We start from the raw sequence: 12,151 nt of genomic DNA on the forward strand, positions 1-12,151 counted from the left end.
TTCACCTACGCGGAATGCGTCGTGTGTCCAGATGAATTTCACCGGTTGTTCCATCAAAGCAGCCATACGTACGGCAGGTTTCATGTAATCGGAGAATACGAAGAATGTACCGCAAGCAGCGATCACACCACCGTGGAGAGACATACCGATACAGATACAAGCCATTGACAATTCAGATACACCTGCTTGGAAGAATGCTCCGCTGAAATCACCTTTCTTGAAAGAATGAGTCTTTTTCAGGAAACCGTCAGTCTTGTCAGAGTTAGAAAGGTCGGCCGAAGCAACGATCATGTTTTCTACCTGTGTAGCAAGTGCGCCCAATACGGTTGCAGATGCAGCACGAGTAGCGCTACCTGCTTTCTGTTCGATAGCAGCCCAGTCCACTTTCGGAGCTTTGCCCGAGAAGAAGAGTTCCAGTTTTGCAGCCAGTTCCGGGTTTGCTTTCGCCCATGCAGCTTTCTTTGCATACTTTTCAGCAACGATCTTCTTCAGTTCTTCTGCACGTTTTGCATACAGTTCGGCTACTTCCGGGAATATAACAAACGGGTTAGTAGGATCACCACCCAGATTCTTGATTGTATTTACATAAGCGTCGCCACCGAGAGGAGCACCGTGTGTAGCGCAGTTAGCTTCATAGCTGCTGCCGTCTGCCTTGCGTGCACCTTTACCCATTACGGTTTTACCGATAATCAGTGTCGGACGTTCTTTTTCAGCTTGTGCTTCTTTGATTGCCGCACGGATTTCGTCAGGATCATTACCGTTGATACTAAGTACGTTCCATCCCCATGCTTCATATTTCATGGCAGTATCTTCAACGGTTACGTCTTTCGTTTCTGTAGAAAGCTGAATATCGTTGGAGTCATAGAACATAATCAGGTTGTCCAGTCCCAGTGCACCGGCAATACGTCCGGAACCTTGAGAGATTTCTTCCTGAATACCACCGTCAGAGATGTAAGCGTAAATGGTCTGATTCATCACCTCGTCGAAACGGGCTTTCAAGAATTTGGCAGCGATAGCAGCACCTACTGCAAAAGTGTGTCCTTGTCCCAGCGGACCGGAAGTGTTTTCGATGCCACGCATGATGTCCACTTCAGGATGTCCTGGAGTAGGGCTTCCCCATTGACGGAATTCTTTCAGCTCGTCCAGTGTGAATTTTCCTGTCAATGCCAACGTAGAATAAAGCATCGGAGACATGTGGCCCGGGTCGAGGAAGAAGCGGTCACGTCCTTCCCAACGGGGATTTTCAGGATCGTATACTAGAAACTCAGAGAAGAGTACATTTACAAAATCAGCACCACCCATGGCGCCACCCGGGTGACCGGAATTGGCTTTCTCAACCATTGAAGCAGCAAGAATACGGATGTTATCCGCTGCACGATTCATAAGTTTGTTATCGTTCATATCATTAAAATTTAATTGATTTCTGTCAGATTGTTCGCAAAGATAACTCTTTATGTGGATTTAACAATCCAAAAGAGCTATCTTTTTTATCGACAATTTTACGGTCTTCTTGTTTGTGATACAATAAGTAATTGCTCTAAAATTACTGTAACTCTAAAGTAACAATGGACTTAGCAGGAAGTTTTACCTTCATTGTACCTTTATTGATTTTTACCTCTTTGAAAGGTGCCGGTTTTACAATATTAGGTTTTTCAAAAGAATTGTAATCGGTCAGTTTGGAAGCGGTCAGAATCTCTCCGACAGCTTTCTTGGCTTTCGTATCACCCAGATTGATGGTGATTTCCTGCGCTTCATCAGCATCTACATTGGAAAGAGAAATATGGATCACCCCATCTTTATTTTTGGAAGCTGTGGCGCTCACCATCGGTACAGTGCGGTTATCACGTACACTTATCTTTTCGCAAGTCAGGTCGATGGGAAGATAAGTGGCATCCTGATGTACTTTATACATCTTGAAGACATAATAAGTAGGAGTGAGCACCATTTCTTTGTCTTTTGTCAGAATCATCGATTGAAGTACGTTGACAATCTGTGCGATATTTGCCATCTTCAAGCGGTCTGTATATTTGTGGAATACATCAAGACTTAAAGAAGCCACGAAAGCATCACGCAACGTGTTTTGCTGATACAGATGTCCTTTGATGGTTCCCGGTTCTTCATCCCACCAGGTTCCCCATTCGTCCAGTAAGAGGGCGATTTTCTTGTCCTTGTCATATTTGTCCATGATGGTACAATGTTTCTTGAGTACATCTTCCACTTCCAGACATTTGCCCATCGTCCAGTAATAATCATCCTTGTTGAATTGAGTGGCTGATCCTTTGCTGCCACTCCATCCGGTTACGGTATAATAGTGCAGAGAAAGACCGTCCATCCGGTGTCCTACACGATTCATCAATACATCTGTCCATTTGTAATCATAGTCACTTGCGCCACTGGCAATCTTGAACAGACGGTTGCCGTCATAATTACGGCAATAAGTAGAATAACGACGATATAAGTCTGCGTAATATTCCGGACGCATGCTGCCACCGCACCCCCAGCTTTCATTTCCTACGCCGAGATATTTCAATTTCCATGCTTTGTCGCGACCATTCTTACGGCGAAGGTTAGCCATAGGCGAGTCTCCGTCAGAAGTCATATATTCCACCCATTTAGCAAGCTCTTCCACTGTGCCGCTACCTACATTTCCACTCACGTATGGTTCGCAACCCAGCATTTCACAAAGATTCAAAAACTCGTGTGTTCCGAAACTGTTATCTTCAATGGTACCGCCCCAGTTGTTGTTCACCATCTTCGGACGGTTCTCTTTCGGACCAATGCCGTCCATCCAGTGGTATTCATCGGCAAAGCATCCGCCCGGCCAGCGAAGAACGGGAACGGACAAGTCTTTCAGTGCATTGAATACATCTGTGCGGTATCCCTTGATATTAGGAATATCCGAGTTTTCGCCTACCCAAAGACCACCGTAGATACATGAACCCAGGTGTTCGGCAAACTGGCCGTAAATTTCCTTCGGTATGATTTCTTTGCCTTGATTGGCATGTACGGTTATGGTAGCACTCTTTTGTGCAGAAAGAGATACGGATGCTGCCAGAAAAGCCGTGCTGACTAATAGTTTTGCTTTCATAAATGGTATTTGTTTAATGATTATTTTTTACCACAGATTACGTAGATTATCACAGATTGATTTTATTCTGATTACTATCATGTTATAACCCATAAATAATCTGTGTTAATCCGTGTAATCTGTGGTGACTTCTATTTTAGTAAACGAACTTCATAAACGGCAGAGGTCCATTCCGTCCCGTCAGGGATAAAACGTATCGGACAACTACCCGTATTCAGTTTTTGAGGCAGAACATAAGAAAGAGTAATGAAACCGTCTTTATCTGCTTCACTGATAGTCGGATGAACAGCCAACTTTTCGTTATTCAAAAGAATAGCCACTTTATTGCGGTCATCTTTCCGTACCGTAATCAGGAGGCGGCTTGCTTCCTCTTTTACCTTCAATTGATAGCCGAACCAACCTTTAGCACGTCGGAAATGTCGGTCTTTATTCGTCCCCGTTTCTGCCTGTTCATACTGGATGCCATGGTCAGACTCCGGCTGCTGTTCGCCGGGGAAGATCAGGTCAATGGTTTGATTAGCCAATTCTGTTGCTTTTCGTTCAGCCGTTGCCATCTCTTCCTGAATCGCTTTAAACTGCTCTTCGCTTGCCTGCCGGAAATAAACGGCATAACGGGAATTGTGCAGGCGGAAGAACGGAACGAGTTCCAATGCCTTGTCTTGTGCAGGATAAACCTCTCCGTTATAGCTGAAAGTAATCCGGCTATTCTGTTCTTTCTGAAGAGATTTGCAGATTGAATCAGGATTTCCTATCAGCATCGGAACTTCTTGTAAAGGAATTTGTTTGCCATGAGCGATATGGCCGCCACGACTGTCATCGGCATATAAACCATCAAGATATTCAGTGCCTGTGGAAGCTGCAAGAACGATTGGACCATATAAGAAAGCATAATAATCTTTCTTGTCGGGAATCTGTTCCACGCTGACTTTCATAGGCAAGTGGAAAGTAATGACATCCCCTTTTTTCCATTTGCGGGAGAGAGGAAGATACTGGTTACCTTTTGCCATAACGAACATTTTTCTTTTTCCATTGATGCTGACGCTATATCCTTTGGATTGGTTCGCCCATTCCGGAATACGTATCATTAAAGTACGTTTTTTCTTAGGCGCTTCATCTATTCGCAAAGTTACCTTGTCGTCATCAGGGAAACGGGTTTCCTGTGTCAAAATAATGCCTTGCTCTTTCCAGGTCAGTTGTGAAGGAATGAAGAGATTGACATAAAGTGTGTCTTTCCGATACGCATAGATAAATTCACCGTATTTGGTATGATTCTCCAAGCCTGAACCTACACAGCACCACATGGATGTTTCCGGTTGTGAGTATACACGATAGTGTCCTGGACGCATAGGAGTGAAGTAGACAAATCCACCTTTATCCGGCTCTTGTGACGCTAAGATATGATTGTAAAGCGCACGTTCGTAATAGTTTACGTAGTTTGGATCAGGTTCGTTTGTTTGATTCGGATTGTGAGAATTCTGATAAAGCATTTTGGTAAGACGGAGCATGTTGTAAGTATTACAGGTCTCCGGTCCTTGAACGTCGTTCAGCATGGACGTGAAGTTATCCGACGGATGGAAATGTTCGCGGACGCTATTTCCTCCGATGCAGACGGAACGGTGATTGACTACCGTGTTCCAGAAAAAACGGGCGGCATGATCCCATTCTGCAGCATGATTCCAATTCTTGTCGTCTTGTGAAAGTTCGGCTATTCGCTTGTAGCCGATCACTTTCGGAATCTGTGTGTTGGCGTGCATCCCCGTCAATTTGTCTTCTTCTTTGATAAGCGGGTCTAAGATGAGCTTGTGAGAGAAACGGCGTGCCAGTTCCAGATACTTCTTGTCGCCTGTGATTTCGGCTACGTCAGCGAACGTTTCGTTTAATCCGCCATGTTCGCTACGAAGCATATCCTGCATTTGTTCGTCGCTCAAGCCGGAAGTGATATCGATCATCCAATCTGTAAAAGCGATAAGCATTTGGCGTGCAAGGTCGCTTCCTGCATAGATATATGCATCCCGCAATCCGGCGTAAGTCTTATGTATATTGTATAGAGGTACCCATTTGCCGTTAAGGTCGAAACCTCCGGCACGGATCTTTCCTGCTTTTATATCTTTCCAAAGTTGAAGGCTTCCCGGAGTTCCTCCGATGAATCCTGTGCCGACAGTTTGTTGTGCCCGGTTCAACTCATTCAGCATGTAGTTGAGGCGATTATAGACTGCTGTATCTCCGGTGGCGGCATACATCATGGAAAGTGCGGATAAATAATGTCCGCCGATATGTCCGTCCAATCCGGTATTTTCCCAATTGGTGTAGCTGGGGGCTTTAGGCTGTAACCCTGCTTCGCGGAGAAAAGGAGCGAGCAGACGGTCGGGGTCTAATGCAAGTATGTAATGTAAATCAGTCTGTTGAGCTTGCAGAAACGGACTATCCAATAGTTTCACATTCTGTAAAGGGAAGTAAGACACTTGTGGGGCGTTTTGAGCTTTGCCCAGTGAGGTGGACAGGAGAAGTGCAAGTATGAACGAGGTGGTTTTCATGATAATAGTCTCCCCATCTCCCTCTCCAAAAGAGGAGAGGGGTGGAGATAATTAATGTTAATACTTAGTTAGAATTGACTCTTGATAAACAGCGATTTATCGGCAATCTTTGATGAACAACAATGGATTGCCGACTGTCAATTATTTAAATTTGACTGCTGCCTCTTCGATAGGCAATCCTGCCTTATAGTTTTCGATGTATGTATTGAAGCCGGCTACATCTTCGGGTGTAGGTGATACCTCGATACCCGCGTCACCGACAAATACGCTTTCATCCAGAAAATCGGCAAGAGATTGTTTCTTTTCATTGTTCACGAGGTAAGAACCTAACAGGGCAATACCCCAGGCACCACCTTCGCCGGCTGTTTCCATCACAGAAATAGGCGAGTTGATAGCTGCAGCAAGTATTCTTTGACCTACTCCTTTGGTTCTGAATAATCCTCCGTGACCAGTAATTCTGTCCACTTTGATTTTTTCTTCGTTGAACAGGATATCGTTGCCAATCTTGAGTACTCCTACTGAAGCATATAGGTGAGTCCGCATAAAGTTTGCCAGGTTGAATTTGTCATTTGCCGAACGTACAAACAACGGTCTTCCGTCAGCAAATCCAGTTACAGGTTCGCCTGAAATATAATTGTATGAAAGCAAACCTCCGCAATCGGTATCACCGGTGAGTGCAATATTGTAAAGTTTGCTATAGATTTCATCCATATTTACAGGTATGCCCAGAAGCTCCTGATATTCCTTGAACAGGTTGACCCATGCGTTGAGATCAGAAGTACAGTTGTTGCAATGCACCATGGCTACCAGACTTCCGTCAGGAGTGGTCACCATGTCAATCATTTCGTATGGCTTCGACAAATCTTTCTCCAATACGATCATAGAGAATGAAGAAGTACCTGCCGATACATTTCCGGTGCGTTGTTTGACTGCATTGGTTGCCACCATTCCGGTACCTGCGTCTCCTTCCGGCGGACAAACCGGTATTCCTGCCTTCAAATGACCCGATACATCGAGCTTTTTACTTCCTTCCGGAGTGAGGACACCAGCATTTTCACCTGCCGACAATACTTTAGGCAGAATATCTTCCAGTTTCCAGCTATATTCTTTCGGAGCAATCAGTTTATCGAACTTATCCACCATTTCAGCCGAATAGTTGTGGGTTGTCGGATCGATAGGGAGCATACCCGATGCGTCACCGATACCCAATACCTTTTCGCCAGTTATCTGCCAATGCACATAACCTGCTAGAGTAGTCAGGAAATCAATGTCATTCACATGCGCTTCATTGTCCAGGATAGCCTGGTACAAATGAGAAATGCTCCATCGCAGCGGAATGTTGTAGACAAACAGTTCTGATAAAACTGCTGCTGCCCGACCTGTATTCGTATTTCTCCAAGTGCGGAAAGGCACGAGGATTTCTTCTTTTTTGTTGAACGGCATATAACCATGCATCATGGCGCTGACACCGATAGCAGCCAGCGTCTCAATCTCTATGCCATATAAGTTCTTTACGTTAGCGCGAAGGTCAGCATAGCAATCTTGCAGTCCCGACCAGATAGCTTCAATATTATAAGTCCAAAGTCCGTCAACTAACTGGTTTTCCCAAGTGTGGCTACCTTGGGCAATCGGCTTGTTTTCCTGGTCAATCAACACAGCTTTAATTCGTGTTGACCCTAGTTCTATACCAAGAATGGCTTTGCCTGCTTCGATGGTTGATTTTGCATCTAATTTCATGTTGAAATCAATATTTTAAGGTATAACGATAATGATAGAAAAAATCAAGTTTCGCAGGTGCTTAATAATTGGATTAAGCTCTTGCGAAACTTGAGAGATCGGCTTTTTAGCAAAGCGCTTTATTCAACATGTAATATACTTCGTTCATGCGCAGTTCTTTCTTGAAGCAGCTGATCGTAGTATCCTTGTTGATATGTACCATTTCGATACCTGCGATTTCAGCATAATCTTCCCAATATTCTGCTGTCAGGTCGTAAGAGAAGCAAGAGTGGTGAGTTCCACCAGCCAGGATCCATGCACCTGCACCCACTTCGAGGTTAGGCATCGGAATCCAAAGAGCAGAAGCAACCGGCAACTTAGGCAGCGGTTTCGGTTCGATACATTCCACATCGTTCACAATCAGACGGAAGCGGTTACCCATATCTACTACTGTAGCAGTGCATCCTGCGCCTGTCTTTGAAGTAAATACCAATCTTGCTGTCTGGCTCTTGCGGATACCTATACCGAGGAAGTGTACTTCCAGGCGCGGTTTGTTGGCTGCGATAAGCGGGCAGATTTCCAACATGTGTGACTGCAGGATAGAGCTGTTGGCACCGTCGAAGTTCAGTGTGTAGTCTTCCAGGAATGAACAACCTCTGGGAAGTCCCTGATTCATTACCCATACTGTACGGTAAAGAGCAGCCGATTTCCAGTCACCTTCAGCACCGAATCCGTAACCTTCCGCCATCAGACGTTGTGAAGCAAGACCCGGGATCTGATCGAAACCATTGTATTCGATGTCGCCCAAATCGTCGAAGTTGGTCGTAAATCCTTTAGCGCCTTTAGCTTTCAGGATAGCACGCATGGCAAGTTCTGCTTTAGCGGCATTCCATACTTTCTGATAAGCTTCAGTCGATTTGTCTTCCAAAGAAGCATCGTGATCGTATTCTTTGAAATAAGTAGCTACCAATGCATCTACATCTTCATTCTTGATTTCTTTGTGGTATTCCATCAATTCGCTTACCGGACAATAATCTACGTGGTAACCCATACGTTGTTCAGCTTCCACTTTATCACCGTCGGTTACAGCTACATTGTTCATCTGGTCGCCGAAACGGATAATCAGCATATCCTGTGAATCTGCCCAACCGGCACAAACACGCATCCAGACAGCGATCTTGTGCAAAGTGTCTTCCTCTTTCCAGTAACCTACCACTACTTTACGGCGGATACGCATACGGGTACAGATATGTCCGAATTCGCGGTCACCGTGAGCTGACTGGTTCAGGTTCATGAAGTCCATGTCCATTGTATCCCAAGGAATTTCCTTGTTGAACTGTGTGTGCAGGTGCAACAATGGTTTCTTCAACTGTTGCAGACCATGAATCCACATCTTAGCAGGAGAGAAAGTATGCATCCAAGTGATTACACCGATACATTTTTCGTCGTTATTGGCTGCTTTGAAAATAGTTTCCACTTCTTTAGAAGAGTTGGCAGTACCTTTGTATACCACCTTGACAGGGAGTTTACCGGATTCATTCAGTCCGTTTACCATTTCATTAGAATGTGCGTCTACTGCGATTACTGCGTCACCTCCGTACAGAAGCTGTGCTCCTGTTACGAACCATACTTCATATTGATCAAATACGTTATTCATAATGTTATTGCTTTAATTTTTAATATCTGTTTTTTTAATTGTTATTGTCCATAATAAGCATTCGGACCATGCTTGCGGCTGAAATGTTTTTCTACCAGCAATGGGTTCATTGTTAAATTCGGGTTTACCGCATAAGCGATACTTGCCATTTTGGCTACCTGTTCCATTACCACGGCGTTGTGTACAGCATCGTGCGCATCTTTTCCCCAAGAGAAAGGACCGTGATTCTTCACCAATACTCCCGGTGTATGTACAGGATTCAATCCTTCAAAACGTTTCACTATCACATTACCGGTTTCCTGTTCGTAAGCGCCTTTCACTTCCGCTTCCGTCATATCTGCCGTGCAGGGAATAGCGTCATGGAAATAATCCGCGTGAGTCGTTCCGATGTTCGGAATGTCGCATCCCGCCTGTGCCCAGGCAGTTGCATAAGTAGAGTGGGTGTGTACCACTCCGCCAATCTCCGGAAATGCTTTGTAAAGTACTACGTGAGTAGGAGTATCCGAGGATGGCTTCAGTCGTCCTTCAACGACCTTGCCATCCAGATCCACTACTACCATATCTTCGGCTTTCATATCATCATAACTTACACCACTGGGTTTGATTACTACCAGTCCGCTTTCACGGTCGATAGCAGAGACATTGCCCCAGGTAAAGATGACTAATCCATGCTTTACCAATTCAAGATTGGCATGAAATACTTTTTCTTTTAGTTCTTCCAGCATAATGATTATATTTTAAATTTCGGGTCTTTGCGGTAAGCCTTGCCGTTGAACTTATACAAGGCAGCGCCCCGTTTGGAACCCAGTTTATCAATTTTATCAGTCTTTTCTATATAATCCATTTCAGCCACTCTTTTACGGAAGTTCCGTTTATCCATTGTTTCACCGTAAATGGCCTCATATAAACTTTGTAATTGGGATAATGTAAAGAGTTTCGGAAGCAGATTGAATCCGATAGGTTCTACGGATGCTTTCTGTTTCATCAGTTCCCGTGCTTTTTCTACCATTTCAGGATGGTCGAAGATAAGCGGGGGAAGTTCGTTCATATTCACCCAGTAGGCATTGTGCTTCTGAACCAGTTTCCGGTCATACTCATTGATGTTAATCAATGCATAGTAAGCCACGGAGATAACCCGTTCACCCGGATCGCGGTCGATTGCTCCGAAAGTTCCTACCTGTTCCATGTAAACGTTTTCCAGTCCGGTAAGCTCATGCAATACACGTTTGGCGGCATCATCCACACTTTCATTGTTTTGCACAAATCCTCCCATCAGTGACCATTCACCCATTGCCGGCTCGAAGTTTCTCTTCAACAATAGCAAGCTGATTTCCCCTTCGTTGAAACCAAAGATGATACAGTCGATGCCGACATAAAAGGTGGGATTCGAGCTATAATAAGCCTCCCCCCGGTTCTTTCCAAAAGAGAGGGAGTTTGAGCTTATCATTGACTCTTGTGAATTATCTTTATCCATTTAGATTGTGATTTTAGTTATAATAAACCAGTCTTTCCGTTGGCAAGACTATTTTTAGCTTCCTTCAACCTTTCCCAAAGAGAAGATTGAAGGAAGGGCTTATTTTTTACCAGAAATACCAGTAGAAAGCACCTGTAATAGCCAGGATAATTACAGTATGAATAATATCCCAGTGATTCCAGCTAGCACGTGTAGCAGCTTTTTGTTCTTTGGTAGCCGTACCGAATACCAGTCCCTGAATCTTTTCTGCAGTCGGAGCTTTGGTTGCCAGGCTGACTACGATTACTACAATAATGCAGAACAAGAACATCCATCCACAGAAGAATAACCAATTCATATCATAGAACAAATATTTGAATGTAGAATCTGCTACTTCACCTGCATTGCTATAATATACTTTTGCACCGAGGCGAGTTAAACCGATTACCATACCAGCAATCAATCCCCACATACCACCCTGGGCGGAAGTACGTTTCCAACAGATACCCAGTAAGAAAGCCGCAGCGATACCTGGTGCCAGTACGGATTGAACGTCCTGCAAATAAGTATAAAGTACATCGCCTACACTACGCATGATAGGAATCCAGAGAATACCTAAAATAACGATTACAACCGTTGCAACCTGACCGATACCTACCAGTTTCTTCTCCGGAGTTTCCGGTCTGAAACGTTTGTAGAAGTCGATAGTAAACAGCATGGCTGACGAGTTAAACAGAGATGCAAGAGAACTCATCAAGGCGGCAAGAATACCACATACTACCAGACCTTTCACACCGGCAGGAAGTAATTTGGCTACTAATGTCGGGAAAGCGGCATCGGCATTTGCTGTTCCGTTAGCCAGCATCGGCAAGAAACCTTCGCCACCGGCACCGATATATTTTTGATGTAATGCAAATGCGATCATACCAGGAATCAAGAAAAGGAATACAGGCAACAATTTCAGATAAGCACCGAAAATAGTACCACGACGAGCTTCCATTTCATTTTTACCTGAAAGTACACGTTGTACGATGAACTGGTCGGTACACCAGTACCAGAAACCGATAATAGCCGAACCGATCAAAGCGCCCAACCAAGGGAAGTTTGCATCATCATTGCTACGGATCAGGTTAGTCATTGTATCACCGTAATCATTTACGGTAACAGCCCCACAGACTCTCATCATTTCGTCCCATCCACCTAATTCTTTGAAGCCGAGTACCAGAATTATTAATGATCCTAGCAGTAGGATAGGGGTTTGAAGAACAGAAGTGTAAAGAACTGATTTCATACCACCGAAGATCGTATAAAGTGCAGTTAACACTACCAGACCGATAGCTGCAATCCAGAAGAAATCAATTCCCCAAAGCTCTTTGATACCGAATACTTGTTGGAATACAAGACCACCGGCATATACAGTCACAGCTACTTTGGTTAACACATAACTCACCAAAGAGATGACCGACAGGATGGTACGTGATTGAGGATTATAGCGGCGTTCCAAAAATTCCGGCATTGTATATACCATACTTCGTGTGTAGAAGGGTACAAACACCCATCCCAGAATCAAGATCATCCATCCCTGAATTTCCCAGTGTGCCATAGCCATACCACTGGATGCACCGGCTCCTGCCAGTCCGATCAAGTGTTCCGAACCGATGTTGGATGCGAAAATGAGGCACCGATCGCAAGCCATGTTGCGT

Annotated in this window: 7 protein-coding genes and 1 pseudogene; all 8 read right to left on the reverse strand. The window is 44.5% G+C overall.

Annotated elements, in window-relative coordinates:
- Positions 1-1,401 (reverse strand): transketolase family protein (locus BXY_RS07515; RefSeq protein ID WP_208946780.1); only part of this gene is annotated, 1,401 nt, incomplete at its 3' end.
- Positions 1,402-1,543: 142 nt separating this feature from the next.
- A complete protein-coding gene (locus BXY_RS07520) occupies positions 1,544-3,088 on the reverse strand; it encodes an alpha-N-arabinofuranosidase (RefSeq protein WP_015531596.1) in 1,545 nt (514 codons plus the stop codon).
- A 131-nt stretch (positions 3,089-3,219) separates the two neighbouring features.
- Positions 3,220-5,622, reverse strand: coding sequence for a beta-L-arabinofuranosidase (locus tag BXY_RS07525; protein ID WP_015531597.1), 2,403 nt, complete (start codon positions 5,620-5,622; stop codon positions 3,220-3,222).
- Between the two features lie 141 nt (positions 5,623-5,763).
- Positions 5,764-7,359: a xylulokinase gene (locus BXY_RS07530; RefSeq protein WP_008018108.1), complete on the reverse strand. Its 1,596-nt coding sequence runs from the start codon at positions 7,357-7,359 to the stop codon at positions 5,764-5,766.
- A gap of 106 nt (positions 7,360-7,465) precedes the next feature.
- Positions 7,466-8,995 carry an L-arabinose isomerase gene (gene araA / locus BXY_RS07535; protein WP_008774879.1) on the reverse strand — a complete coding sequence of 510 codons (1,530 nt, stop codon included), beginning with the start codon at positions 8,993-8,995 and terminating at the stop codon, positions 7,466-7,468.
- A gap of 41 nt (positions 8,996-9,036) precedes the next feature.
- Positions 9,037-9,720, reverse strand: coding sequence for an L-ribulose-5-phosphate 4-epimerase (locus tag BXY_RS07540; protein WP_008774878.1), 684 nt, complete (start codon positions 9,718-9,720; stop codon positions 9,037-9,039).
- Between the two features lie 5 nt (positions 9,721-9,725).
- Positions 9,726-10,442, reverse strand: a complete 717-nt coding sequence (locus BXY_RS07545; protein WP_008770909.1) for an NUDIX hydrolase — start codon at positions 10,440-10,442, stop codon at positions 9,726-9,728.
- 133 nt (positions 10,443-10,575) lie between these two features.
- Positions 10,576-12,151, reverse strand: a pseudogene (locus BXY_RS07550) (sodium:solute symporter); the annotation flags it as partial.

Source organism: Bacteroides xylanisolvens XB1A (assembly GCF_000210075.1).
Taxonomy (GTDB): domain Bacteria; phylum Bacteroidota; class Bacteroidia; order Bacteroidales; family Bacteroidaceae; genus Bacteroides; species Bacteroides xylanisolvens.

Excerpts from the sequence above, each read along its gene's own strand:
- BXY_RS07525 (WP_015531597.1), bottom strand. The coding sequence starts at position 5,622 with ATGAAAACCACCTCGTTCATACTTGCACTTCTCCTGTCCACCTCACTG.
- BXY_RS07530 (WP_008018108.1), bottom strand. The coding sequence starts at position 7,359 with ATGAAATTAGATGCAAAATCAACCATCGAAGCAGGCAAAGCCATTCTT.
- BXY_RS07540 (WP_008774878.1), bottom strand. The coding sequence starts at position 9,720 with ATGCTGGAAGAACTAAAAGAAAAAGTATTTCATGCCAATCTTGAATTG.
- araA (WP_008774879.1), bottom strand. The coding sequence starts at position 8,995 with ATGAATAACGTATTTGATCAATATGAAGTATGGTTCGTAACAGGAGCA.
- BXY_RS07545 (WP_008770909.1), bottom strand. The coding sequence starts at position 10,442 with ATGATAAGCTCAAACTCCCTCTCTTTTGGAAAGAACCGGGGGGAGGCT.
- BXY_RS07520 (WP_015531596.1), bottom strand. The coding sequence starts at position 3,088 with ATGAAAGCAAAACTATTAGTCAGCACGGCTTTTCTGGCAGCATCCGTA.